This is a genomic window from Klebsiella sp. GN_Kp190 (genome assembly GCF_040061795.1).
Lineage (GTDB): Bacteria > Pseudomonadota > Gammaproteobacteria > Enterobacterales > Enterobacteriaceae > Klebsiella > Klebsiella michiganensis.
This window is the reverse complement of record NZ_JBEAFN010000034.1, coordinates 1-25867: the sequence shown is the minus strand read 5'-3', so window position 1 is coordinate 25867 and position 25867 is coordinate 1. Positions and strand designations below refer to the sequence as shown.

At 57.0% G+C, this 25867-nt stretch carries 26 protein-coding genes; 18 read left to right on the top strand and 8 right to left on the bottom strand.

Annotation, left to right across the window (positions count from 1 at the left end):
• Positions 1–366: 366 nt before the first annotated feature.
• Genes ydcS through patD form a run of 5 tightly spaced genes read left to right on the top strand, consistent with a single transcriptional unit; the run spans position 367 to position 5719 of the window.
• The gene (gene ydcS, locus ABLU67_RS20965) at positions 367–1512 is read left to right on the top strand and encodes a putative ABC transporter substrate-binding protein YdcS (RefSeq protein ID WP_201994061.1); all 1146 of its coding nucleotides are present in this window, start codon (positions 367–369) and stop codon (positions 1510–1512) included.
• Between the two features lie 19 nt (positions 1513–1531).
• Positions 1532–2542, top strand: a complete 1011-nt coding sequence (locus ABLU67_RS20960; RefSeq protein ID WP_014229231.1) for an ABC transporter ATP-binding protein — start codon at positions 1532–1534, stop codon at positions 2540–2542.
• Between the two features lies 1 nt (position 2543).
• Positions 2544–3473 carry an ABC transporter permease gene (locus tag ABLU67_RS20955; RefSeq protein ID WP_042945096.1) on the top strand — a complete coding sequence of 310 codons (930 nt, stop codon included), beginning with the start codon at positions 2544–2546 and terminating at the stop codon, positions 3471–3473.
• Positions 3463–4269 carry an ABC transporter permease gene (locus tag ABLU67_RS20950; RefSeq protein ID WP_014229233.1) on the top strand — a complete coding sequence of 269 codons (807 nt, stop codon included), beginning with the start codon at positions 3463–3465 and terminating at the stop codon, positions 4267–4269. The genes ABLU67_RS20955 and ABLU67_RS20950 overlap by 11 nt, the downstream gene beginning before the upstream one ends.
• Before the next feature lie 22 nt (positions 4270–4291).
• Positions 4292–5719: an aminobutyraldehyde dehydrogenase gene (gene patD / locus ABLU67_RS20945; protein ID WP_154905565.1), complete on the top strand. Its 1428-nt coding sequence runs from the start codon at positions 4292–4294 to the stop codon at positions 5717–5719.
• 356 nt (positions 5720–6075) lie between these two features.
• On the opposite strand, the gene ABLU67_RS20940 is transcribed toward patD, so the two are convergent.
• The gene (locus tag ABLU67_RS20940; protein ID WP_014229235.1) at positions 6076–6198 is read right to left on the bottom strand and encodes a small membrane protein; all 123 of its coding nucleotides are present in this window, start codon (positions 6196–6198) and stop codon (positions 6076–6078) included.
• A 559-nt stretch (positions 6199–6757) separates the two neighbouring features.
• Here ABLU67_RS20940 and ABLU67_RS20935 point away from each other — a divergent pair.
• Positions 6758–7042 carry a hypothetical protein gene (locus tag ABLU67_RS20935; protein ID WP_014229236.1) on the top strand — a complete coding sequence of 95 codons (285 nt, stop codon included), beginning with the start codon at positions 6758–6760 and terminating at the stop codon, positions 7040–7042.
• Between the two features lie 52 nt (positions 7043–7094).
• Here the strand turns inward: ABLU67_RS20935 and yncL are convergent, their stop codons facing one another.
• Positions 7095–7187 carry a stress response membrane protein YncL gene (gene yncL, locus ABLU67_RS20930; protein WP_004101822.1) on the bottom strand — a complete coding sequence of 31 codons (93 nt, stop codon included), beginning with the start codon at positions 7185–7187 and terminating at the stop codon, positions 7095–7097.
• Positions 7188–7384: 197 nt separating this feature from the next.
• Here yncL and ABLU67_RS20925 point away from each other — a divergent pair, with 197 nt between their 5' ends.
• From ABLU67_RS20925 to ABLU67_RS20915, 3 genes are all read left to right on the top strand, one after another.
• On the top strand, positions 7385–7558 hold the full coding sequence (locus tag ABLU67_RS20925; RefSeq protein ID WP_004850604.1) for a GhoT/OrtT family toxin: 174 nt from the start codon (positions 7385–7387) through the stop codon (positions 7556–7558).
• Between the two features lie 71 nt (positions 7559–7629).
• Positions 7630–8400, top strand: a complete 771-nt coding sequence (locus ABLU67_RS20920) for an alpha/beta hydrolase (protein ID WP_224237071.1) — start codon at positions 7630–7632, stop codon at positions 8398–8400.
• A gap of 80 nt (positions 8401–8480) precedes the next feature.
• The gene (locus tag ABLU67_RS20915; protein ID WP_348852521.1) at positions 8481–9737 is read left to right on the top strand and encodes a putative acyl-CoA thioester hydrolase; all 1257 of its coding nucleotides are present in this window, start codon (positions 8481–8483) and stop codon (positions 9735–9737) included.
• Positions 9738–9740: 3 nt separating this feature from the next.
• On the opposite strand, the gene ABLU67_RS20910 is transcribed toward ABLU67_RS20915, so the two are convergent.
• Complete coding sequence (locus ABLU67_RS20910; protein WP_025107888.1) at positions 9741–11174, bottom strand: aldehyde dehydrogenase; 1434 nt, start codon at positions 11172–11174, stop codon at positions 9741–9743.
• Positions 11175–11443: 269 nt separating this feature from the next.
• Between ABLU67_RS20910 and ABLU67_RS20905 the strand changes: the two genes are divergently transcribed.
• Positions 11444–13042: an ABC transporter substrate-binding protein gene (locus ABLU67_RS20905; RefSeq protein WP_032749210.1), complete on the top strand. Its 1599-nt coding sequence runs from the start codon at positions 11444–11446 to the stop codon at positions 13040–13042.
• A gap of 17 nt (positions 13043–13059) precedes the next feature.
• Entirely contained in the window at positions 13060–13293 is a 234-nt protein-coding gene (locus ABLU67_RS20900; protein ID WP_014229241.1) for a DUF2526 family protein, read from the top strand.
• A gap of 8 nt (positions 13294–13301) precedes the next feature.
• On the opposite strand, the gene ABLU67_RS20895 is transcribed toward ABLU67_RS20900, so the two are convergent.
• Complete coding sequence (locus tag ABLU67_RS20895) at positions 13302–13751, bottom strand: DMT family transporter (RefSeq protein WP_025107886.1); 450 nt, start codon at positions 13749–13751, stop codon at positions 13302–13304.
• A complete protein-coding gene (locus tag ABLU67_RS20890; RefSeq protein WP_014838395.1) occupies positions 13748–14266 on the bottom strand; it encodes a GNAT family N-acetyltransferase in 519 nt (172 codons plus the stop codon). Before ABLU67_RS20890 ends, ABLU67_RS20895 begins: the two co-directional genes overlap by 4 nt.
• Before the next feature lie 511 nt (positions 14267–14777).
• Between ABLU67_RS20890 and ABLU67_RS20885 the strand changes: the two genes are divergently transcribed.
• From ABLU67_RS20885 to ABLU67_RS20875, 3 genes are all read left to right on the top strand, one after another.
• Entirely contained in the window at positions 14778–16073 is a 1296-nt protein-coding gene (locus tag ABLU67_RS20885; RefSeq protein WP_025107884.1) for a porin, read from the top strand.
• Between the two features lie 162 nt (positions 16074–16235).
• Positions 16236–16811: an XRE family transcriptional regulator gene (locus ABLU67_RS20880; RefSeq protein ID WP_025107883.1), complete on the top strand. Its 576-nt coding sequence runs from the start codon at positions 16236–16238 to the stop codon at positions 16809–16811.
• Positions 16812–16876: 65 nt separating this feature from the next.
• A complete protein-coding gene (locus ABLU67_RS20875) occupies positions 16877–17914 on the top strand; it encodes an NADP-dependent oxidoreductase (protein ID WP_025107882.1) in 1038 nt (345 codons plus the stop codon).
• 42 nt (positions 17915–17956) lie between these two features.
• Here ABLU67_RS20875 and rihA read toward each other — a convergent pair whose 3' ends face one another.
• Entirely contained in the window at positions 17957–18892 is a 936-nt protein-coding gene (gene rihA, locus ABLU67_RS20870) for a pyrimidine-specific ribonucleoside hydrolase RihA (protein WP_025107881.1), read from the bottom strand.
• Between the two features lie 293 nt (positions 18893–19185).
• Here rihA and ABLU67_RS20865 point away from each other — a divergent pair, with 293 nt between their 5' ends.
• Positions 19186–19485: a DUF406 domain-containing protein gene (locus ABLU67_RS20865; protein WP_348852520.1), complete on the top strand. Its 300-nt coding sequence runs from the start codon at positions 19186–19188 to the stop codon at positions 19483–19485.
• A 73-nt stretch (positions 19486–19558) separates the two neighbouring features.
• On the opposite strand, the gene pqqU is transcribed toward ABLU67_RS20865, so the two are convergent.
• Positions 19559–21670 carry a TonB-dependent receptor PqqU gene (gene pqqU / locus ABLU67_RS20860; RefSeq protein WP_348852519.1) on the bottom strand — a complete coding sequence of 704 codons (2112 nt, stop codon included), beginning with the start codon at positions 21668–21670 and terminating at the stop codon, positions 19559–19561.
• Between the two features lie 263 nt (positions 21671–21933).
• Here pqqU and ABLU67_RS20855 point away from each other — a divergent pair, with 263 nt between their 5' ends.
• Together ABLU67_RS20855 and ABLU67_RS20850 are read left to right on the top strand one after the other, a co-directional pair.
• Positions 21934–22995 (top strand): YncE family protein, encoded by a 1062-nt coding sequence (locus ABLU67_RS20855; protein WP_014229249.1) that lies wholly within the window; start codon positions 21934–21936, stop codon positions 22993–22995.
• Positions 22996–23227: 232 nt separating this feature from the next.
• Entirely contained in the window at positions 23228–23449 is a 222-nt protein-coding gene (locus ABLU67_RS20850) for a YgdI/YgdR family lipoprotein (protein WP_009652277.1), read from the top strand.
• Positions 23450–23494: 45 nt separating this feature from the next.
• Here ABLU67_RS20850 and ansP read toward each other — a convergent pair whose 3' ends face one another.
• Positions 23495–24955, bottom strand: a complete 1461-nt coding sequence (gene ansP / locus ABLU67_RS20845) for an L-asparagine permease (protein ID WP_025107878.1) — start codon at positions 24953–24955, stop codon at positions 23495–23497.
• Positions 24956–25223: 268 nt separating this feature from the next.
• Here ansP and ABLU67_RS20840 point away from each other — a divergent pair, with 268 nt between their 5' ends.
• A complete protein-coding gene (locus ABLU67_RS20840) occupies positions 25224–25763 on the top strand; it encodes an AAA family ATPase (RefSeq protein WP_049104068.1) in 540 nt (179 codons plus the stop codon).
• Positions 25764–25867 lie beyond the last annotated feature (104 nt).

Sequence of the window (25867 nt, the reverse complement as noted above, 5' to 3'; positions counted from 1 at the left end):
CGGCCGCCACCCGGCAAAAAACCGCGGCGGCAGAGAAAACGGTTTTTTCATTTATCCGGGGTTTTGTTTATATCCAGCGGTTATCACTTTCCTTAAAAATATGCCGCTGACGCAGGCTGAATATCATGCCCGTTATTATTGTTTCGCGGTAAACCATATGAAATTTGCATAGTCATATTAACTCGCTAACCGCTTGTCTATAATCCGCAAAGTCAGCCCGTGTCGCACGTTTTGTGCGTAATGCGCCCCTTGTCACAACCTGAATAAATTTCCCCGGGAGGCCATAGCGCGCCGTCTACTGTTATTAAGGGAGATATTTTTACGGCATGGCTGCCGCTCATTTTCTTGTGACAGGAGTAAGACCCGATGAGCAAAAAAATTGCCCGTGGCAGCCTTTGCGTGCTGGGTATGGTTTGCCTGACGGCGCAGGCCGCCGAGCCGCCGACATCTCTCGATAAAGGCGAAGGCCGTCTCGATATTATCGCCTGGCCGGGATATATCGAACGGGGACAGACCGATAAAAGCTACGACTGGGTAACCCAGTTTGAAAAAGAATCCGGCTGTCAGGTCAACGTCAAAACCGCCGCCACGTCCGACGAGATGGTCAGCCTGATGGCGAAAGGCGGTTATGACCTGGTCACCGCGTCCGGCGACGCCTCGCTGCGCCTGATTATGGGCAAGCGCGTGCAGCCGATTGACACCGCGCTGATCGCTAACTGGAAGTCCCTCGACCCGCGCGTGGAAAAAGGCGCGTGGTTCAACGTCAACGGTAAGGTTTACGGCACTCCCTACCAGTGGGGGCCGAACCTGCTAATGTACAACACGAAAACCTTCCCGACGCCGCCGGACAGCTGGAGCGTGGTGTTCGTCAAACAAAACCTGCCGGACGGTAAAACCAACCTGGGCCGCGTGCAGGCCTATGACGGGCCGATTTATATTGCCGATGCCGCGCTGTTCGTCAAAGCCACCCAGCCGCAGCTGGGCATCAGTGATCCCTATCAGCTTACCGAAGCGCAATATCAGGCGGTACTCAAGGTGCTGCGCGATCAGCACGCCCTGATTCATCGCTACTGGCACGATACCACCGTACAGATGAGCGATTTTAAAAACGAAGGCGTCGTGGCCTCCAGCGCCTGGCCCTATCAGGCCAACGGTCTGAAGGCGGAAGGTCAGCCGATTGCGACCGTTTTCCCGAAAGAGGGCGTCACCGGCTGGGCGGATACCACTATGCTGCATAGCGACGCGAAACACCCGGTCTGCGCCTATAAATGGATGAACTGGTCGCTGACGCCGAAAGTGCAGGGGGATGTCGCGGCCTGGTTTGGTTCGCTACCGGTGGTACCCGAGGGGTGCAAAGCCAGCGCGCTGCTGGGGGGCAAAGGCTGCGAGACCAATGGTTACAACGAATTTGCCAAAATCGCGTTCTGGAAAACGCCGGTAGCGGAAGGCGGGAAATTTGTTCCCTATAGCCGCTGGACCCAGGATTACATTGCGATTATGGGCGGTCGTTAAGTCGCCGGAGGCGAAGAACATGCACGCGGTAGAGTTCGATAATGTTTCGCGGCTGTACGGCGACGTGCGGGCGGTGGACGGCGTCAGCATCGCCATTCGCGATGGCGAATTTTTCTCCATGCTGGGGCCCTCCGGCTCCGGCAAAACCACCTGCCTGCGCCTGATTGCCGGGTTTGAACAGCTTTCGGGCGGCGCCATTCGCATTTTTGGTAAAGCGGCCAGCGAACTGCCGCCGTGGCAGCGCGACGTGAATACGGTGTTCCAGGATTACGCGCTGTTTCCTCATATGTCGGTCCTCGATAACGTCGCCTACGGGCTGATGGTCAAAGGCGTCGGTAAGAAAGCGCGGCATGCCCGCGCGCTGGAGGCGCTGGAGAAGGTCGCGCTCGCGTTTGTCCACGCGCGCAGGCCATCGCAGCTTTCCGGCGGCCAGCGCCAGCGGGTGGCGATCGCCCGCGCGCTGGTGAATCAGCCGCGCGTCCTGCTGCTGGATGAGCCGCTCGGGGCGCTGGATTTAAAACTGCGTGAACAGATGCAGCTGGAGCTAAAGAAACTGCAGCAGGCGCTGGGCATTACCTTTATTTTTGTGACCCACGATCAGGGCGAAGCCCTGTCGATGTCCGATCGCGTGGCGGTGTTTAATAATGGGCGAATCGAACAGGTTGATGCGCCCCAGGACCTCTATTTGCGGCCTAAAACGGCGTTTGTGGCCGGCTTTGTCGGCACCGCCAACGTATTCAGCAGCGAGCAGGCGCACAAGCTGTGCGCGATGGCGGGAACGTGGTCGCTGCGCCCGGAACATATCCGGCTGAACGTTGCCGGGGAGATCCAGACGGAGGGCGTTGTGCAGGCGGTGCAGTATCAGGGGGCCGCGACCCGCGTCGAACTCAAGCTGGCGAATGGCGAGAAGCTGTTGGTGAGCCAGGCGAATAGTGATGGTCATGCCGCGCTAAACGCGCCGCCGGTAGGGCAAACGGTGCTGGCTTCGTGGTCGCGAGCGGCGATGGTGCCGCTGGAGAGCGGAGGCTGATATGACGATGGCGATTCCGTCCGCCACCACCGGGCGCGTATCCGCGCTGTTCTGGCGTAAACCCTCGCTGGCCCTGTTTTTGCTTCTGCTTGGCCCGCTCATGTGGTTTGGCATTGTCTATCTGGGATCGTTGCTGACTCTGCTATGGCAAAGCTTTTACACCTTCGACGATTTCACCATGTCGGTCACTCACGACCTGACGCTGGCCAATCTGCAGGCGCTGTTTAACCCGGCGAACTACGACATCATTATCCGTACCCTGACGATGGCGCTGTCGGTGACCGTCGCCAGCGCGATTCTGGCCTTGCCTATGGCCTGGTACATGGCCCGCTATACCCGGGGCAAGATGAAGGCGTTTTTCTACATCGCCGTGATGCTGCCGATGTGGGCAAGCTATATCGTCAAAGCCTATGCATGGACGCTGCTGTTGGCGAAAGATGGCGTTGCGCAGTGGTTCCTGCGCCATCTTGGCCTGGAAAGCGTACTGAGCATGGTGCTGACGATTCCGGCGGTCGGCGGCAATACGTTATCGACGTCCGGACTGGGTCGCTTCCTGGTGTTCGTCTATATCTGGCTGCCGTTTATGATCCTGCCGGTGCAGGCCGCGCTGGAACGCCTGCCGCCATCATTGCTTCAGGCCTCCGCCGATCTGGGCGCTCGTCCGCGCCAGACCTTCCGCTACGTGGTGCTGCCGCTGGCGATTCCCGGCATTGCCGCAGGTTCGATTTTTACCTTCTCCCTGACGCTCGGCGATTTTATCGTACCGCAGCTGGTGGGGCCGCCGGGGTTCTTTATCGGCAATATGGTCTATTCCCAGCAGGGGGCGATTGGCAATATGCCCATGGCGGCGGCGTTTACCCTGGTGCCTATCGTGCTGATTGCCCTTTATCTGGCGTTTGTGAAACGTCTGGGAGCGTTTGATGCACTCTGAACGCGCACCGCTGCTCCTGAAAGTGGCAACCTGGGGAGGGGTGATCTTTCTCCATTTCCCGCTGCTGATTATCGCGCTCTATGCGTTTAATACCGAAGACGCCGCCTTCAGCTTTCCGCCACAGGGGTTGACGCTGCGCTGGTTTAGCGAGGCGGCGGGGCGCGGGGATATTATCGATTCCGTGACGTTGTCACTTAAAATTGCCGCGCTCTCCACCGCTATCGCTCTGCTACTTGGCACGCTGGCTGCAGGTGCGCTATGGCGCAGCACGTTTTTTGGCAAGAACGCCGTCTCGCTACTGCTGCTGTTGCCGATAGCACTGCCCGGCATCATCACCGGACTGGCGCTGCTCACTGCCTTCAAGGCCGTCAATCTGGAACCCGGGTTACTAACGATCGTCGTGGGGCATGCGACGTTCTGCGTCGTTGTGGTGTTTAACAACGTCATTGCCCGCTTTCGCCGGACCTCCTGGAGCCTGGTAGAGGCGTCGATGGACTTAGGCGCTACGGGCTGGCAAACCTTTCGCTATGTGGTGTTGCCCAATTTGGGCTCGGCGCTGCTGGCGGGAGGCATGCTGGCGTTTGCCCTGTCGTTTGATGAAATTATCGTCACCACGTTCACCGCCGGGCACGAGCGCACGCTGCCGCTCTGGCTGCTCAATCAGCTCGGACGCCCGCGCGATGTCCCGGTGACCAACGTGGTTGCGCTGCTGGTGATGCTGGTGACGATGATGCCGATTCTGGGGGCCTGGTGGCTCACCCGTGACGGCGACGTCAGCGCTGAAAACGGAAAGTAAAATATCGATACAGGATAATGCTATGCAAAATAACCTTTTAATTAACGGTAAGTTAGTGGCTGGAGAAGGCGAGACCGTGCCGGTGTTTAATCCCGCCACCGGTGAAGAGATCCTGTCGATTGCTGAGGCCACGGCGGCGCAGGTAGACGCTGCGGTTGAGGCCGCGGATCGGGCTTTTGTTAGCTGGAGTCAGACCACGCCGAAGTTCCGCGCCGAATGTCTGTTGTCGCTGGCGGACGTGATTACTGAACATGCGCAGGCGCTGGCTGAGCTTGAATCGCTCAACTGCGGTAAGCCGCTGCACTGCGTGGTCAACGATGAGCTACCGGCGGTCGCCGATGTCTTCCGCTTCTTTGCCGGCGCGGCCCGCTGTCTGCCGGGCATGGCGGCGGGTGAGTATCTCGAAGGCCACACCTCCATGATTCGCCGCGACCCGGTTGGCGTGGTGGCCTCCATCGCGCCCTGGAACTACCCGCTGATGATGGCGGCATGGAAGCTGGCCCCGGCGCTGGCGGCAGGCAACTGCGTGGTGATCAAACCCTCGGAGATCACCCCTTTAACGGCACTCAAGCTGGGTGAGCTGGCAAAAGACGTTTTCCCGGCCGGGGTGCTTAACGTGCTGTTTGGCCGCGGTGCAACGGTCGGCGATCCGCTGACCGCTCACGCGAAGGTCCGCATGGTGTCGTTGACCGGTTCGATCGCCACCGGCGCGCATATCATCGGCCATACCGCATCGTCGATTAAACGTACGCATATGGAACTGGGCGGGAAAGCGCCGGTTATCGTCTTTGATGACGCGGATATCGACGCGGTGGTGGAGGGCGTACGGACCTTTGGTTTCTATAACGCAGGCCAGGACTGTACCGCCGCCTGCCGGATTTACGCCCAGGCCGGAATTTATGACCAGCTGGTGGAAAAACTCGGCGCCGCGGTCGCCAGCCTGAAGATGGGCCCGCCGGAAGACGAAACGACCGAGCTGGGGCCGCTGAGCTCGCAGGCGCATCTGGACAGAGTCTGCGCCGCCGTCGATGCCGCCCGCGCGCTAGCGCATATTCAGGTGGTCACCGGCGGCAGCAAAGCGCCAGGCAACGGTTACTACTATCAGCCGACGCTGCTGGCGGGAGCGAAGCAGGAAGATGCGATTGTCCAGCGCGAGGTCTTCGGCCCGGTGGTCAGTATTACCTCATTTCATGACGAAGAGCAGGCGCTGAGCTGGGCCAACGATTCGCAGTATGGTCTGGCTTCGTCGGTCTGGACCAGGGACGTCGGCAGGGCGCATCGCCTGAGCGCGCGTCTGCAGTATGGCTGCACCTGGGTTAACACCCATTTCATGCTGGTGAGCGAAATGCCGCACGGCGGGCAGAAGCTTTCGGGCTACGGCAAGGATATGTCGATGTACGGTCTGGAGGATTACACCACGATCCGGCACGTCATGATTAAGCACGGATAGGACGCGTCGGTGATAATCGCCAAGCGGACAGATTACCCTGCTAATAGTTAGTCATAGCAAAAAAAGCTAAAACGGAAGCGCTGGTTTATGAGAATATTCTCATGCCCCTTCAAGAGCTAAGCCATAATGAGTGCCGGAGATAAGCGCCGGATGGGGCTGGTATCCCCCAGGGTGCAGGATGCACCCTTAACGGGACACTGCAACGATTGATAATGATTCGTAAGCCCCTGCATGATATGCAGGGGCTTTTTGTTGTACGGTCGCTGCGGGTTTGTTACTGCGAGTGCGCCTGATATCGTAGCGTCATCAATTTATTACGTATCAGGTCATCTGGTTTTTCGAAAATGATTATCAGACTAACGTTTTGTTTTTTTGCTCGGTAAATTCGCCTGGCGACGTTCGCGAACATAGGAAAAAAGATTATAAATTGCAGCAATGAGTAAAATAAGCGCCACAATGAGAAGGGCGATTCCTGACATGTACCACCTCAAAAATAAATGAGTAAAAAACAAGCTTCACATAACTTGTGATTATGAATGTATGATTTTGTGCTAAATAACGCAAATGATATTTCTTATCATTTAAAACCTGGTGGGGATGTCTTGCTGTTTGCTTTCTTTGTAATCTATTGATATATAGATTATTTCTAATTATAGATTCATTCTACTGCAATCCTAGCTGCCCTGGAACCTGCTAATAATGATGATCGCATACCGGCATCGCGTCCAGGCGAGTATAAAGAACAGTAAACAATTCCCCACCGGTATGAAAAGCGCCTTTGTTTTTAACTGTACCATTAAGCGCTGATGGTCGTGCCGGGATGATATTGAGACCCGGCATTAACCCTATTAATAATCATGTTATTGATCGCGGCAGATGAAATTATTATGCCTGCGACCGGCAATATAAATCCGGTGATATTTATTCGCGCGCGATAATCTTTAGATTCTGCGTGATTGTAATATTTATGTTAAATATTACGCATATCCAGGATGTGGATAAGAGAAAGGACGCAGGTTTGACTTTCTATAGCCGCTCATGCGAACATTCGGCGCAATTTGTTGCTTCGAAGTTGATATTGTTTTGAAAAAAATAGCGTGTTTCCTTTTTGTGGCCTGCGCCACGGCGATGCTTTACGGGAATTTTCCGGCCAAACAGATTATGGGCTGTGAAGAGCAGGGCGTCGCGGAACCGGTCTGCATGGCGGCCGCATGGGATAGTGAAAAAGTCGATCTTTTGCCGGCCTGGAATCCCGACGTCCAGAAGCTGATTACCGCGCAAAAGACCCTGTCTGCTGCGGAACCGGGGTCTTTCAAATCGTAAAAAAGCAGCCTTCACGGGCTGCTTTTTTAGGTTTCATTGCTGAGTAAAATCGCTAAAACCAACCAAAACGAACGGATAACAGGCCGATAAGCGCAAGTGCCGCGCCGACATTTATCAGAAGGACGGTTTTGCTGGAAACATCCATAACGCCACCTTTATAAATAAGCCTCTACATTTATAGTACGAGCTCAAAGTTTGCGCTATCGGACAAAGACGAATCGGGCGTTTTTCTGAAATTAACCCTGTTACCTGTTTTAAAATACCATAATCTCTGACGCACTCTGGGGGTGCGAAAAGGCATCGCGGTCGGCGAAAATGCCAGTCAGGGAAGGAAGAAGAAAAATGACGTTATACCAGAAAATGCTGATTTTTTACGGAGTTATGGGCTTCATCTGCGCGGTAATCAGCTGGTTCTTAACGAAAGAGAGCCGCTGGATCCGCCTGCTGGCGGCGCTGTTGATTGGTGCGACATGGCCGTTCAGTTTTCCCATGGCGCTGCTGGTCTCCCTGTTTTGAAGGAAAAATCGATGGCTCACTCTTGGTTATGACTGTATAAAAAAACAGTCATCACTCACGGAGCCTTTTCGATGCTTAGTTTTTACTCTTCACAGGCTGGCGCTATAGTGCGCTGGCTCGACCTGCCCGGTCGCGGCGACCCTGTTGTTTTTATCCACGGCCTGGGCTGCGCCTCGACCTATGACTATCCGCGCGTTGCCGCCGACCCGGCGCTGGCCGGGCGGCGAATGATTCTTGTCGATTTACCCGGTTTCGGCTACAGCGATAAACCCGAGTCCTTCGGCTACCGTATTGGCGATCAGGCCGGGGTGGTGGTTGAGCTGCTGGACCGCTTAGGGCTTGAGCGCTGCTATCTTTATGGCCACAGCATGGGGGGCAGCGTCGCGATTGAAGCGGCCGAGCGGCTCGCCGGACGGGTGCGGGCGCTGCTGGTGGCCGAGCTTAATCTCTATCCCGGGGGCGGCATGTACAGCAGACGTATCGCCGAACAAACTGAAGAACGCTTTATTGCTCGCGGCTACGCCGACATGCTGTCCGCCGACGCTTCGCCCTGGGCCGGCTGTCTGCAAAACAGCGCCCCCTGGGCGGTATGGCGCGGCGCGACCAGCCTGGTGAAGGGCGTTAATCCCTCCTGGTTTAGCCGCTTTATCCACTTATCCTGTCCTAAGGCTCTGATATACGGTGAAGATTCGCTACCGGCCCGGGAAGCGACGGATAGCGAAGCCGCCGGGATCCCGCTGCTGGTGATACCCCAGGCCGGGCACTCAATGGCGTGGGAAAACCCATCGGCGCTGGCCCGTACGCTGGCCGATTTTTACTCCACCATAGAGGCAGAAGCCTGATTCGTGATCGCCGCATATAAAAAGAAACTATATTTCATTTATTTTGATATATGGTTTCTTTTATTCATGGCGAGCGTGAAATGCGAAAAATCACTATCCTGGGTATCTCGGCTTTACTCTTTACACCGCTGCTTCTGCAAGGGTGCGCGACGCAAACTCCGCGCGGGACGACCTCCCGTCCGCAGCTTACTGCGGCAGAAGCGGCAACCTTCACCATTGAGCGCTATTTTGCGCAAGGCGGCGCGTTAAGTGCCCCCGATGGCCCCTGGTCGCCATCGCCAGTTCACCTCCCGCAAACCGAGAGTGCGTGGCGCGTGGCGCCGTCGGGAGCGCCGTTCACCCGCATTCAGCAGGCGGTTAACGCGGCAATAGACCAGCATGGGGCGCAGGAGGCGCGCATCTATATCCGCATCGAACCGGGCATCTATCGGGAGACGGTCTATATCCCTGAAGGCGCGCCGCCGATAACCCTCTACGGCGCCGGAGATAGTCCTGAAGAGGTGAGAATTGAGCTGGCAATAGACTCGCAGCTCTCGGTAGCGCGCTATCGCCAGCGGGTAAATAGCCAACAGCAATACCGCGAAGGCGATCCGGCATGGTATCAGTATGCGCTGTGCGCCGGGCGAACCAGCAAGACGATAGGCACCAACTGCGCGGCGGTGGTCTGGTCGCAAAGTGCGGATTTTCAGCTGCTGAATCTCAGCGTAGCCAATAGCCTGCTGGATACCGTCGACGGTGGGACGCATCAGGGCGTGGCGCTGCGGACGGACGGCGATCGCGTGCAGCTGGAGAACGTCCGCCTGCTCGGACGTCAGGACACGCTCTACGTAAATACCAGCAATCGGCGCAATGAGGCGGTAACCGACCGTATCAGCCGGGTATACGTGAAAGACAGCTACGTCGAAGGGGATGTGGACTACGTCTTTGGCCGGGCGAACGCCGTTTTTGATAACGTCCATTTTCACACCGTCTCAACGCGCCGCTCGCCCGAGGCATACGTGCTTGCGCCGAATACGTTGCCGGATAATCCATACGGCTTTCTGGTGAAGAATAGCCGCTTTACCGGTGACGGCGGCTATCAGGGCAACTTCAAGGCGAAGCTGGGCCGCGCCTGGGATCAGGGGGCGGGGAAGACCGGTTATTTAGCGGGTAAAACCGCTAACGGGCAGGTGCTTATTGCCAACAGTACTATCGATCAAAGCTACGATCGGCTTTCCCCCTGGGGCGCTGCGGCCACCACCGCCCGGCCGTTCCGCGGCAACACTTCCGCAGAACGGCAGCTTGATGATCTTGCCTTCAATCGCCTGTGGGAATTCAATAACCGCTGGCAGCCCTGAGGCTTAAAACGGGAGCTCGCGCGGGACCGTTTGCAGCGTTATCCAGCGTAGCTCGGTAAACTCGGCAATTCCCGCGCGTCCGCCAAAGCGGCCGTAGCCTGACGATTTGCAGCCGCCAAACGGCATTTGCGCTTCGTCGTGTACGGTGGGGCCGTTGATGTGGCAAATGCCGGTTTGCAGATTTTGCGCCAGGTTCCACGCCCTGGCGCTGTCCCGGCTGTATATCGCCGACGAGAGGCCATATTCGCTTTCATTGGCGACGGCCAGCGCTTCGGCTTCGTCCTTAACGCGAATAATCGATTTCACCGGACCGAACGACTCTTCATGCCAGATGCGCATTTCCCGGGTGACGCCATCAAGCAGGGTGGCGCGCATTTGCGTCGAATCGGATAGGCCGCCGGCCAGCAGGCGCGCCCCCTTCGCCAGCGCGTCCTCTATCAAGGCATTGCAGCGGGTGACGGTCTTCATGTCCACCACCGGGCCGAGCAGGCTGGCGGGCAGGGCGGCGGCGCGTCTGGCCAGCTGCGCCACAAACGCTTCCGCGACGGTCGCGTCAACGATGATGCGCTCGGTGGACATGCAGATTTGTCCGGCGTTGGCGAATGCGCCAAAAATTGCGCCTGCGGCGGCCTGTTCGAGATCGGCGTCATCCAGCACCAGCAGCGGCGCTTTGCCGCCGAGTTCCAGCACCGCGGGTTTCAGATGTTCGCCGCAGGTGCGGGCGATTATCCGTCCCACCGGCGTGGAGCCGGTGAAATTGATGCGGCGTACGGCGGGGTGGGCAATCAGTAACTCCACCAGCGCAGGCGCGTCGGCGGGGGCGCAGGTCAGATAATTGACCACGCCCGCGGGAAAGCCTGCCGCCGCCAGGGCATCGATAATCAGCCCCTGGGTCGCCGGTGAAAGCTCCGCGCCTTTGAGGATAACCGTATTTCCGCAGGCCAGCGGCGTGGCGATAGCGCGGGTCGCGAGGATTAATGGCGCGTTCCACGGCGCCATGCCAAGCACCACGCCTGCACCCTGGCGGATGCCCAACGCCAGGTTTCCCGGCACGTTGGAAGGGATCACCTGGCCCTCAATTTGCGTGGTCAGGGCGGCGGCTTCGCGCAGGATATCGGCGGCCAGATGAACGTTAAAACCGGCCCAGTGCGCGGTGGCTCCCGTTTCCGCCGCCATCGCGGCGATAAATTTCGCCTCACGGCGCAGCATCTCTTCCGCGGCCTCCAGCAGGAGGCGTCGGCGCTCGGCGGGTACGGTATCGCGCCACTGCGGGAACGCCGCGCCGGCGGCAGCGGCGCAGCGGCGGGCATCCGCCAGGCTGGCGGCGCTGGCAACGGAGGCGCGTTCGTGCGTGAGCGGATTATCGCGGGTAAAGGTGGCATGACCTTCAGCATCATGCCACTGGCCGTTGGTGTACAGATTGCAGGTTATTGTCATTATTGGCTTCTCCTGGCGTTACGATTTGCCGAGTGTATCGGGTTGCGCCGCCGCGCGGTGGCGGTCGGGCGGTTATCGCCCGCTTTTTTCGTAACTTTGCGCAGGGTTCACATTTATGAAGAAGTTCGATGACGCCAATTGAGAGGATGTTGAATTTATCGTCGAAAACGCGGTTTTTAGCATAACCTGATAGCAATTGATTATTTGCCGGTTGAATTCTCCTGTGCTGTTATTAAAGGACTTATAACAAATTCATAAGGCTTATAACCATGTCTACAGGGAAAACGTTTCTTGCGCTGGCGTTGAGCGCGCTACTGCCGGCGGCAGGCGCCTGGGCGGCGGGCAACGATACGCTGGTCTATTGTTCCGAAGCTTCGCCGGAATCTTTCAACCCGCAGATTGCCAGCTCGGGCCCATCTTTCGTCGCCAGTTCCCAGGTGCTTTATAACCGCCTGATAAACTTTGACCCGGTCAAAAATACGCCGATTCCCTCGCTGGCCACCGAATGGCGCGTCTCCCCGGACGGTAAAACCTGGACTTTCACCCTGCGTAAGGGCGTGCAGTTCAACAGCAACAAATACTTCAAGCCGACCCGTGATTTCAACGCCGATGACGTGCTGTTCTCGGTGCTGCGGCAGAAAGATGCCAACCATCCGTACCATAATGTTTCCCAGGGACATTACGAATACTTCCACGACGTTGGGCTGGATAAGCTGATCAAAGACGTCAAAAAAATCGATGATTATCACGTGCAGTTTGTGCTGAACGAGCCGAACGCGGCGTTCCTCGCCGACTGGGGAATGGATTTTGCGTCGATTCTGTCTGCCGAATATGCCGATGCGATGCTGAAAAAAGGCACCCCGGAGTATGTCGATACCTGGCCTATTGGTACCGGACCCTACGCGCTGCAGCAATATAAAGCGGATTCGCTGATCCGCTATGTCGCCAACCCGCACTACTGGGACGGTGACGTGCCGACCAAACACCTGATTTTCTCGATCACACCGAACGTTGAGACGCGGCTTGCGAAGCTGCAAACCAATGAATGCCAGATTATCCCCGCGCCGTCGCCGGTACAGTTCCCGGTGATTAAGGGCAATAAAGATCTGGCGCTGCATGCGGTTGAGGCGCTCAACGTTGGCTATCTGGCCTTTAATACCGAGAAAAAGCCGTTTGATAACGTACTGGTGCGCCAGGCGCTGAACTACGCTACCGACAAGCAGGCAATCGTGAAAGCGGTCTTCCTGGACTCCGGCAGCGTCGCGAAATCGCCGATCCCCGCCAATATGCTGGGCTATAAGAAAGATCTGCCTGATTACGACTACGATCCGCAAAAAGCGAAAGATCTCCTTAAGCAGGCCGGGCTGGAAAAAGGGGCCGAGGTCACCCTGTGGTCGATGCCGGTGCAGCGCCCGTATAACCCCAATTCCCGGCGTATTGCCGAGATGATTCAAAATGACTGGAGCAAGGTTGGGATCAAAGCCAAAATCGTTACTTATGAATGGGGTGAATACCTCGCCGGCATGCGCAAAGGCGAGCACGACAGCGCGCTGTTTGGCTGGATGTCTGATAATGGCGATCCGGATAACTTCGCCGGCACCCTGTTAAGCTGCGATAACATTAAAACCGGCTCTAACGTTGCCCGCTGGTGCGATAAATCCTACGATGCGCTGGTGAAAAAGGCTATCCTGGTCAGCGACCCGCAGGCGCGCGCCGGACTCTACGCTCAGGCGCAGGAGATTTTTCAGCAGCAGGCCCCCTGGATCACCCTGGCGACCGGTAACACCTTCTACGCGACGCGCAGCAACGTGAGCGGCTACAGCGTGAGCCTGATGGGCAGCGATTTTTCCAAAGTTAAACTCAATTAAGCCGGAAGGAGAGAAGCATGTCGCATCTGGATGAGGTCGTCGCGCGCGTGGACGCCGCGATTGCCGAAAGCGTTATTAGCCATATGAATGAACTGCTGATCGCGCTGAGCGATGACGCGGGGCTGGGGCGGGAAGAGCGCTACGTTCAGCAGCAGCGTTTGCGTAACGCCATCGCCCACCACGGCCGCCAGCAGCACGAGGAGCAGGAAGCTCGCCGGGAGCAGCTGACCCGCGGCGGCGAGATTCACTAGTTACGCCACTAGAACTGGCGCCTGGCCACCAGCCAGGCGCCGATAACCAGCATCACCGCCCCGCAGAGCGGGCCAACCAGCGCGCGTAGCGGGACGTGGTGCGCGCGAATCAGATCTATCACTAAGCCCCCAACCAGCTGGCTGGCAATCAATACCGCAATCGTGGTTGCCGCCCCGACGTTCTGATAGCCGCTGATGCTGGCAAAGACAAAGAACGAGCCCAGCAGACCGGGAATGAGCGTCCACCACTTTACGCTGACCGCCAGCTCCTGAAACCCCGCCGCGCCGTGCTTAAGCAGCAGTATTGTCACAAAAATCACGATGCCGACCAGCGAGTTAAGCAGCATGGCGATCAGGATGGTCGATGCGGACTGGGTAATGCGCACCATCAGCGTGTTTTGCAGCACCAGCCCGACGCCAGCGGCGATTAAACAGGCCAGGGTCAGCGTTTGATTCATGCGCTGCCGTCCGGATCGCGGCGATCGTCAAGCTGCAGCTGCATAAAGGTCAGATCCAGCCAGCGGCCAAATTTCGTGCCGACCTGCGGCATCTGCCCGGTGGTGATAAAGCCCAGCGTTTCATGCAGATGCAATGAAGCCTCGTTTTGCGCTTCAATGCCGGCGACCATGACGTGTTTATTCAGCCGTTTCGCCTCGGCGATAAGGGCGACGAGCAGGCTGCGGCCCAGCCCTTTCCCCTGATGATCGGGGTGGACATAGACGGAATGTTCGACGGTGTGGCGAAAGCCGTCAAAGGCGCGCCAGTCGCCGAAGGAGGAGTAACCGGTAATCACCCCGTTTTCTTCGCTCACCAGCACGGGATAACCGGCTATCTGCCGGGCTTCGAACCAGGCAATACGGTTGTCGGTATCGACGGTTTTGTCGTTCCAGATGGCGGCAGTATGGACGACCGCATGGTTGTAGATTTCAGCGATTGCCGCGCAATCGTCTTTGCTGGCATGGCGGATGCTCATGGTAACCCTCAGGCTTGTACACTATAGTAGTACGATATTATTACAATAATGTACGCAAGGCTGTCATCTGTTTTAGCCATAAATTTTTCCTCTGGCCGGCCGGGTCCGTTGTGTGCGATGACTGCGCGACCCTGGCTTGCCTTCGCAGAAACATCATTCGTATTTATATTTCATGATTGGAGGATTTATTAAATATATTACTGTTAATCTGCCGTCATATTTTACATTTTTATTTACCGGATTTGGATTTTCCTGACATGCAGAAAAGAAATTACTTTTATCATAACTCCTTGATTATATTGGTGATGATGTAAATCATTGTGATGGCAGTCCGCTTTTTATTTTCACCCAATAGAACTAGTCTAACCCCTGAAGATATATTTCGGTTAAGCAGAGTGCATGTCGAGAAGTTATTCAATGTGGCTCTGTTGGATTTTATATAACGATATTCTGTTTACACTATTATGCGTATTTATACGCAGGGAATGATTTTGCTAACAAGGGTGAAGCAATGGCGCGTACACAAAATATGAAGAAATTAATGCCGTCAATATTGGCAATGGCCATGGGGGCTATATTGGGCAATTCCGCTATGGCGGCTGAAACCACCGCGCTACAGGCAGCACCGGCTTATACCGCGACGCAGACTAAAGGGGAGACGCTGTGGAGCAATGACGATACGGCAATTGGTATTTTAGGATCCGTACGTTTAATGGCCAAAACGGACTCTAATCATACTCAGGAACATAATATACAGAATAATGACTCGCGGCTGGGGGTTGCCGTGCGGCATAATTTTGACCTGAACGGCCTGAGTAATTATGCCGTCGGTTATTATGAGACCGGCGTTCATGGTTTAGATTCCGCCACCGATGACCAGGGCAATGATGTTTATACCCGGCAGGCTTATGCCGGTATTGGCAATGACCGCTATGGCGTGGTGACCTTCGGCAAACAGTATGCTCCCACGGACTGGGGGCTGGGTATTGATACGACTTATGCCTGGGGCGGTAAAGCGAAACATGATACCGCCGGAATGTCGACGGATATTATTAATTCCGCGGCAATCTATTATTACAATGATAAAAATATGACGATTGGCGTCATGGGGCAAGGCAATGACAACGTCGACAGCATCGGCTTTGCGGCCTACGGCGATGGGCCGAACCTGCATGATGCTTACCGCGATGGTTCAGCCACCGTTCACGGCGGCGCCGCGGTTGCCGCGCAGTACCGTTGGGATAACGGCTTCTCCGTCTCCAGCGCGGTGGCGTATAACAATTACACGGTAAATAGCGGGTCAGTCAGCGGCTGCCAGAATTTTGGCCCGAATGGCCACTGTTTTAATTACACCGATAATAACGGCGATGCCTATGACGGCAATACTTATAGCATGGGCATGAACGCGAAATATACGACAAGCGTTGGCGATCATGCCTGGTATAACGGCGCGGAAGTGACTTATTACCTCAATAAAGTGAATGATGTTACAGCGGCGACCAGCGGCCATTACGAACATAATAACCAGCAGGGGGATGACCAGGAAACGGTTCTCGGTCTGGAATATGACTCGCAATTTAAAATCACCCCGGCCTGGAGCGTCTACGTTGATTTTAACTGGTCGCAGGGCGGCGATGCGATGGAGGGACAGCACTTCCAGTCGACGGTATTGGGTACCGATTACTGGCTGGGGAAAAACGCGGTGACTTATCTTGAATACGGCTACGAAAAAGCCTGGGGCAACGATAATGAAGCGTGGAATATTGACGACAATCTCGGCGCAGTGGGGCTGCGCGTCTTTATCTGACGGGCATTTTCTTTTCATTTATGGTCTTGAGGGTGCTTTAGTTTACGGATTGCATCCTTTTCTGCCTTGCCCGGCGGTGTATTACGCCGGGCCTTTTCACGATAATCGCCGCTATCGGCGTCTGGTTGTAGAAACAGTAGGGCTACACTATAGTGTCACGTTATGAATACTATAGAAGACAACCTCAACCAGCGCATCAGCGCACGCATCCGAATCGAGCGGGAATCCCGCGGCTGGTCGCTCAGCGAACTCGCCGAGCGGGCTGGGGCGTCGCGGGCGATGATCCACAAGATCGAGCGCGGCGAAAGCAGCCCGACGGCGTCGATGCTTGGACGACTTTCCGGCGCCTTCGGCATTAGCATGTCGACGCTGATCGCCAGGGCGGAGATGCAGGAAGGCAAGCTGCTGCGTTTTGCTCATCAGCCGGTGTGGCACGATCCGCAGAGCCACTATCTTCGGCGTCACGTTTCCCCGCGTAGCGACCTGCCTATCGATCTGGTGCAGGTGGAACTTCCGGCTGGCAGCGACGTTCCTATGCCCGCGTCATCCTATGCGCTGGCCCGGCAGCTCATCTGGCTACAGCAGGGCGAACTGGTCTTTCTCGAAGGCAACGCGCGCCACGAAATGCAGGCGGGGGATTGCCTGGAGCTCGGGCCGCCGAACGACTGCCGCTTTATTAATGAAACCACGCAGCCCTGCATCTATCTGGTGGTCCGGCTCAATCAATCTGCCTCATAATGTCAATGCGCGTTGCCGGGAAAGCAGCTAGCCTCAATACAGACTTGTCAAAAGAGGAGTTTGTTATGGCTTTCAATCCGCAACGCCACCGCCGCTGGCTGCTGGCATCCCGTCCGCACGGCGAGCCGACCGGGGAAAACTTCCGCCTGGAAGAGGGTGAGGTCGCTTCTCCCGGGCCGGGACAGCTACTGCTGCGCACCGTCTTTCTGTCTTTAGATCCCTATATGCGCGGGCGGATGAGCGACGCGCCTTCCTATTCGCCGCCGGTCGCCGTTGGCGCGGTGATGGTGGGCGGCACCGTGAGCCGCGTCGTGACATCGAACCATGATGATTATCAGCCCGGCGACTGGGTGCTGGGCTACGGCGGCTGGCAGGATTATGAACTCTCCGACGGCAGCGGGCTGGTGAAGTTAGGCGAGAGCCCGGAACACCCTTCCTGGGCGTTGGGGATCCTCGGCATGCCGGGCTTTACGGCCTATATGGGGCTGCTGGATATTGGTCAGCCGAAAGCGGGCGAAACGCTGGTGGTCGCCGCCGCCACCGGGCCGGTTGGCGCAACGGTCGGACAGATTGCGAAGCTGAAAGGCTGCCGTACGGTGGGCATCGCGGGCGGCAGCGAGAAGTGCCGCTATGCGGTAGAAACCCTCGGCTTCGACGCCTGCATCGATCACCGCGCGCCCGATTTCGCCGTCAAACTGCTTGAAGCCTGCCCGCAGGGGATCGATATCTACTATGAGAACGTCGGTGGGAAAGTGTTTGATGAAGTACTGCCGCTGCTGAACACCTCGGCCCGCGTGCCGGTTTGCGGCCTGGTCAGCGGCTACAATGCCACCGCGCTGCCCGACGGCCCGGATCGTTTACCGCTGCTGATGGCGACAATCCTCAAAAAACGCATCCGTATGCAGGGCTTTATTATCGGCCAGGATTACGGGCACCGGATTGCCGAGTTCCAGCAGGAGATGGGGCGCTGGGTGCAGGCAGGGAAAATCAAATACCGCGAGCAGGTGGTTGACGGCCTGGAGAACGCGCCGCAGGCGCTCATCGGTCTGCTGAAGGGCGAGAACTTCGGTAAAGTGGTGGTTCGCGTCTCTCCTGACGAGTAGCTTTTTCCCGGCAGGCATCGCGCCTGCCGTTTTTATGATGATTTACGCGTAAAACGCCAGCCGCTCCGCCAGCAGGTCAACAAACGCCTGGCGATCGACATCGAGCATCACCGTTGCGTTCGGCTTCCTGCCGGTCAGATTGTAGAAATCGACCACGGTCATTCCCTGGGTATATTTCCCCTGCGTTTCCACGCCGACCCAGCGTTCAACGGTGGTAAACATCTCCGGCTTCAGCAGCCAGGCAATGGTGCACGGGTCGTGCAGCGGCGCGCCGACAAAGCCCCATTTCTCATCCTTATGGTACTCAAGGAAGAAGTCGAGCAGTTCGGCGACGATGGTGGATATCGGGTTGCCAATGCGGCGGAAGCGCTCAATATCCTCAACGTGAATTTGCGCTTTATGGGTGACGTCTAACCCGGCCATCACCACCGGAATGCCGGACTGGAAAACGATCTCCGCCGCTTCCGGGTCGACGTAGATATTAAACTCGACCGCCGGCTGCCAGTTACCCAGCACCATCGCACCGCCCATTATCACGATGCGGGCAATTTTGGCATGCAGTTCAGGGTGGCTGTTGAGCAGCAGGGCGACGTTGGTTTGCGGGCCGGTTGCGACGATGGTGACCGGCTCGGCGCTGTCGCGCAGGGTTTTGGCCATCAGCTCGACGGCGGTGCACGTCTGGGCGGCAAAGCCCGGTTCCGGCAGCGCCGGACCGTCAAGACCGCTCTCGCCATGCACGTTATCGGCGATAATCAGCTCCCGCATCAACGGCTTGAGCGCGCCGCCGGCTACCGGAATATCCGGGCGCTTAAGCAGGGTGAGCATCCGCAGGACGTTGCGCAGGGTTTTGTCCGGGGTCTGATTTCCCGCGGAAGAGGTGACGGCTTTAACATTGAGTTCGGGTGAGGCGAGGGCAAGAACGAGGGCAATCGCGTCATCATGACCCGGATCGCAATCGATAATCACTGGCAGTGCCATAGCAGCTCCTTGTTGGCGTTATTTTGTGACAAGGGTAACGCCGTAAAGCGGTATAGACGAGGCTTAGCGCAGGATAGTGTGATGACGTGCACGATTGAGCGCCGATATCGCGCGACGCCTTGCCAATCTATCTGCCTGATCCTTGCGCAATCAGGGGGTAGCCATGCGGTGGCGCAAAAAGTCGCTTCTCGCGGAGGCCTATAATGATAAAACGACTCAACCATACAAATATTCATGGTTTGCTTTCCGCCAACGGATTCTTATTCTAAAGAAAACTTCAAGAGGTAACCGCAATGAAAGATGTTGTAGATAAATGCAGTACCAAAGGCTGCGCCATTGACGTGGGCTCGATTATTGATAATGAGGACTGCGTCTGGCGGGTAGAGAAAAGCTTCGCCAGCCGCGAAGAGGCCGAGTCCACCATCGCGGCCGTCCGCGAACGTGCCCTGGCCGCCGCGCCCGCCAGCGAGCCGCCGCAGGTCGACTATACCATCGTGGCCGCCGGCGATGAGGCAAAGCTTGAGGCTTCGATTGCCTTCTCCTGCCAGGCGGAAAAGATCATTTTCGAATTGTCGTTAAGAAACGTGATTTAACGCCATCGAGCATCCACGGCTAACCCTCAACAGGATCCTGCGAGCGATCCCGTTGAGGTCCCGCAATTAAGCGTTACTCAAACCGCCATGCCAGATTTAGACCGATACCGTAATTACGGCCCGGCGCCGGTTCGTAGTAGCGGCCGTTGGATTCGTTAACGATAACCGAGCCCGCGTAGCTGCGGTCGAACAGGTTATCGACGCGGCCAAACAGATCCATATCCATTTTGCCGTAGCTCCATTTATAGCCGGTCGTCAGGCCGACCACCGTCCAGGATGGGGCTTTGGCGGTATTCTCATCGTTAGCCATAATATCGCTCATATAGCGAATATCGCTGCCCGCGTACCAGCCTTTTTCGGGCTGGTAGCCAAAGGAGGCATAGCCCATGTTGCGGGCGATCCCCGGAATGCGATTGCCTTTACAGCTGGCATCATCACAGACGTTGGTACGATAGGTCGCATCCAGCCAGGTCCAGGCCGCTTTTAAACGCCAGCTCTCGCCGAACTGCTGATCCAGCCCCAGCTCCATCCCCTGGCGACGGGTTTTCCCGGCGTTTTTGTAGCTGGTACGCCCGCCGCTGCTGGCGTCGACGACAATCTCATTGTCGGTGTCGGTCTGGAACAGCGCGGCGGTCAACAGGCCGTTGCCGATACGCGCCTTGCTGCCAATTTCAACGGTTTCGTTGGCGGACGGCTGCAGGCCAAAGTTCAGCCCGCCCTGGTCGCCGGAGCGATAGGAAAGCTCATTAATGGTCGGCGTTTCGAAACCGCGGCCGGCGGAGACGTAGACGTTCCACGCGTCGGTTACCGCATATTTTAGCGATCCTGCCGGCAGCCATTTATGATAGCTGGCCTCGCCGCTGTCATCGCCGTTGCCCGGCGTAATGTAATAATCGTTGGAATCGAACCAAACCGAGCTGTAGCGCACGCCCGCGTCCAGAGAGAGTTTCTCGGTGAGCTGCCACTGGGTTTGCAGATAGGGATCGACGTTCCACATCAGGTTACGCTCGTTGCGGCGCAGGTCTCCCTTTTCACCGTACTGCGGCGCGCCGTTGCTCATAACAAAGTTTTCGTAACCTTTGCGGCGCTCGCTCATGGTTTCGTAATCAAGACCGGTGGTAAAGGTGACCGGCACCAGCAGCTCGCCGCGGTGGGTCCAGCGGGTATCAATCCCCTGGTAGTGACGCGTCAGGTCGATAACGCCGCCAGCATGGGTGGGTTTGAGCTGCGGCGCGCGAGGAATCGATTGATACTGGGTGGTCTCACGTTCGCCGGCGTACATCATCACGCTCAGATCGTCCTGCTCGCTCAGCTGTCGCTCGTAGCGTAAACCGGCCTGGGTCTGTTTGATGGTTTTGCGGGTATTGTACTCATCGCCTCTTGGCGACTGGCGCGGATTATTTTGCCATTCGTCGTAGCTCAGGCCGCCCGCGTCATTAGCTTTAATATCCACGCTGTTAAACAGCAGGGTCAGCTTACTGACGTCATTGATGCGCACGCCGAGCTTCGCGTTGGCGAGATTCTTACGCGCGCCGCTATGGTCGCGGGAGCCGTGGGTAGTGAAGCGGTTGGTGGAAACCACGTAGTCGACGTCGCCCGCGTGGCTGCCGTCGCCCACCGCGCCGGTCGCTTTCATACCGTAATGCCAGGTGCCAAAGCTGCCGTAGTAGCTGCTGGCTTCGATAGTGGGCGGCTGGCTTCCGGTCTGGCTGGTGGCGTTGATCACCCCGCCGGAGGAGTTACCGTACAGGGCGGAAAAAGGTCCGCGCAGCACCTCGAGCGAATCGAGGCTGCCAATATCAATATTCGAGGTTTGCCCCTGGCCATCGGGCATGGTGGCCGGGATACCGTCGACGTAAATACGCAGCCCGCGCACGCCGTAGGTGGAGCGGGACCCGAAGCCGCGAATCGAAAGCTGCAGATCCTGCGCGTAGTTCTGGCGGTTTTGCACCTGCAGTCCCGGTACCGCGCCCAGCGACTCGGAGAGGTTTACCCGCGGCGCGGCCTGGCGCATCTCATCGCCGTTAACCACGCTAACGGCGGCGGGGGTATCGAGTTCAGAAACCGCCGACGGCGCGGCGGTAACCACCATGGTCTGTTCAGCGGCGAGAGCGGTTGGCCCTGCGGATACCAGCGGCAAAAGCAGAGCGGGGAGCGCGGCGGCGCGCACGGAAAGGATTTTCATCAAAGTTACTCACAAAACGAACCAAACGGAACATATGTATATATGTTAGCTCTTTTGTAAATTTTTTGAAAAGACTTAACGGAATTTGAGTTAACAAATAGCAAGAATTGCGTGATGCCGAGAGCGCTACGGGTAATTAACGCTCCACATTGCGATAAATAATGATTACTATTCGCATTCCAAAGAAGAGCGCAAAGCGATGATTTTGCGCCCCGGAAGCACTGTCGAGCAGGCATATATTTGTTTTATCAAAGGGAGTCGTCATGTCATTACGTCATCTGTCCGCGCCGCGTCTGCGCCGTTCACTGTTGTTAACTTCGTTACTGCTGGCGGGGAGCTTTAGCGCCCACGCGGCGGAAGAAATGCTGCGCAAAGCCGTCGGCAAGGGCGCATACGAAATGGCCTATAGCCAGCAGGAGAATGCGCTGTGGGTGGCCACCTCGCAAAGCCGTTCGCTGGATAAAGGCGGTATCGTTTACCGTCTCGATCCGACGACTCTCGAAGTCACGCAGATTATTCATAACGATCTGAAACCCTTCGGCGCGACGATCGATAACGCCACTCAGACCCTGTGGTTTGGCAACACCACCGACAGCACCGTCACCGCCATTGATGCTAAAACCGGGAAAGTGAAAGGGCGTCTGGTGCTTGACGCCCGCCAGCGCAGCGAAACCGTACGTCCGCTGGCCCCGCGCGAGCTGGCGGTCAACGAGAAAACCAACACCGTCTACATCACCGGGCTGGGTAAAGAGAGCGTGATTTGGGTGGTGGATGGCGACAAGCTAACGCTGAAAGACACCATCGCCAATACTGGCGCAATGGCGACCGGTCTGGCGCTGGACGCGGAAGCGAACCGTATCTATACCACCAATGCCGATGGGGAACTGGTGACTATCGACAGCACCAGCAACAAAATCCTGTCGCGTAAAAAGCTGCAGGATGATGGCAAAGAGCACTTCTATCTCAACCTGAGCCTGGATACCGCCGGACATCGCGCCTTTATCACCGACGGTAAACAGCCGGAAGTGCTGGTGGTCGATATTCGCGATGGCAAAGTGCTGGAGAAGATCGCCGCGCCGGAGTCCCTGGCCGTGCTGTTTAACCCGACGCGCAATGAAGCCTACGTGACGCACCGTAAAGCCGGCGAAGTGAGCGTGATCGATGGTAAGACCTACAAAGTGGTCAAGACCTTCAAAACGCCGACTCATCCGAACAGCCTGACGCTCTCCGCCGATGGTAAAACGCTGTACGTCAGCGTGAAGCAGGAGTCGACGCGTCAGAAAGAGGCGACTCAGCCGGATGACGTTATCCGCATCGCGCTGTGATCCTGACGGGAGGGGGCAACCTCTCCCGCCATCAGTGTGCTCGCACTGCAGCCGGGTGGCGGCTTACGCCTCACCCGGCCTACAAAATGCACTGTTTTCTGTCTGCCCGAAAACCGCACCCATCCAGATATCACCCTCTGTTACAAACACTTATTAGCCTGATAAATGTAATGGCTATAAACTTACGGCTTTCCTGCGCAAGCGGGACGGTGGCATTAATCCTGGAGAAAAGATGAAAAAATCATTAATGGTTGTTTGCGCCGGCGCGATGCTGGCTCTTCTGGCGGGCTGTAGCTCAAACTATGTCATGACGACAAAAAGCGGGCAGACTATCGTAACGCAGGGCAAGCCGAAGCTGGATAAAGATACCGGAATGACCAGCTATACTGATGAGTCGGGCAATAAGCGCCAGATTAACAGCAGCGATGTGGCCCAGCTGGTGGAAGATAATTAAGTTGTGCGGTTGCGGTTTGCCCGGTGAGGCAAACCGCAAAGTGATTTATTGCTGTTTTTCAATATTCGGCGCGGTGCTATGAATGTCATGCACGCGCTTGCGCACGCCAAACCAGCCGGCGACCAGCAAAACGGCAATCAGCGGAAGCGAACCGATGGTATAAGTCCCATTCGGATAATCGAAAGCCATTAATACCAGCACGCTAAGCAGGAACAGCAGGGTCAGCCAGGAGGTAAAAGGCGCCCCCGGCATCTTGAAGCTAACGTCCGCCGCTTTGCCTTCCTTGATCGCCTTACGCAGGCGCATCTGGCACACCACAATAAAGCCCCACGAGGCGATAATCCCCAGCGACGCGACGTTAAGGACAATTTCAAATACCTGCGAAGGCACCAGGTAGTTGAGGAATACCCCAACGACATACACCGCCAGCGTCGCCAGAATCCCGGCGTAGGGCACGTGGTGGCGGCTCATTTTCGACATAAACTTCGGCGCCGAACCGCCCATCGACATGGAGCGCAGAATACGCCCGGTGCAGTAGAGGCCGGAGTTGAGGCTGGAGAGCGCGGCGGTTAACACCACGATATTCATCACGCTGCCGATATACGGCACGCCCAGCTTCGAGAAGAAGGTGACGAACGGGCTCTGCCCGGCCTGATAGGCATTCCACGGCAGCAGCAGCACCAGCAGCAGCACGGAGCCAACGTAGAACAGACCAATACGCCAGATAACGCTGTTAATGGCGCGCGGCACCATGGTCTGCGGATCTTTACACTCGCCAGCGGCGGTACCCACCAGTTCGATAGAGGCGAAGGCGAACACCACCCCCTGTACCAGCACCAGCGCCGGCAGCAGGCCGTGCGGGAACAGGCCGCCGTTATCGGTAATCAGGTGGAAACCGGTGGCATTGCCATCCAGCGGCTTTCCGCTGCCAAGAAAAATAGTCCCGACCACCAGAAACGCGACGATCGCCAGAACTTTCACCAGCGCGAACCAGAACTCCATCTCGGCGAACCATTTCACGCCGATCATGTTCATGGTGCCGACAATCGCCAGCGCGCCGAGAGCGAAGACCCACTGTGGAACGTCGCCAAACGCGCCCCAGTAGTGCATATACAGCGCGACGGCGGTGATATCGACGATCCCGGTCATCGCCCAGTTGATAAAGTACATCCAGCCCGCAACGTAAGCCGCTTTTTCGCCGAGGAACTCGCGGGCGTAGGAGACGAAGCTGCCGCTGGAGGGGCGATGAAGCACCAGCTCGCCCAGCGCGCGTAAGATAAAGAACGAGAAGAGGCCGCAGACCAGATAAACCAGCGCCAGGGCCGGTCCGGCCATCTGCAGGCGCGCGCCCGCGCCGAGGAACAGGCCGGTACCAATCGCGCCGCCGATGGCAATCATCTGCACCTGACGGTTGCCCATCGCCTTGTGGTAGCCCGACTCCTGCGAGTTCAGCCAGTGGCGTTTGGCAGCGTGCTGCTCCGCCACGCTAGAGTGTTTTGTATTCATTGATGTCGCTATTTTCCTGTCAATGTCCATGAAGTGGTTCGTGCTGCTGGCTCTCTCATCATTCTGAGGAATGAGATAAGCGAGCATGGCGGAGAATCCTACACGTATCGGAAAATGGACGCACGCAAAAGATTTGCGGACAGCACTTGCTTAAATATCAATGAGATCGGGAGCTTTTCGGCGTTCGCGCATGATGGGGAAATTTTGCTCATCGTTTTAACGTTATTGCGCTATTATTCTCCGCCCGCGTTTTGCCCGAGAGACCACGATGAAAATCAACGTAGTAGGGACCAGCGGCGTCGGCAAATCCACCCTCGCGCGTCGGCTGGCTCAGGAACTGTCACTGCCTTATATTGAAATGGATGTGCTCTACTGGCTGCCCGAGTGGCAAGGGACGCCGGACGATGAGTTCTACGCCAAACTCACCGCCGCGCTCGCCACGCCCGGCTGGGTGCTGGACGGCAACTATAACCGCAGCCGCCCGGTAAAATGGCGCGATGTGGATCTGGTGGTATGGGTGGACTACAGCTTCTGGCGCACGATCCGCCAGGCGGTCCGTCGCGCGGCTTCACGCGCAAGCCGACGGCAGGAGCTGTGGCCCGGCACCGGCAATTGCGAAACCTTCCGCCGCTCTTTCTTTAGCCGGGACTCTATTATTCTCTGGACGCTGAAAACCTGGCGCAACAATCGCCGGCGTTACCTGGCGGATATGCAGGACCCGCAGTATCAACACATTCGCTTTGTTCGTTTACGCAACCAGCAGCAGACCGAGGCGCTGGTGCGCGAGCTTCGGCAGAATAGCCGATAATCCCCCGGCTCGCGCTGCGCGTAGCCGGGCTACCGGACCGCAGATTGTCGGTAACCCGTAGCCCGGGTAAGGCGTTTACGCCGCAACCCGGGGAATATGCCGTG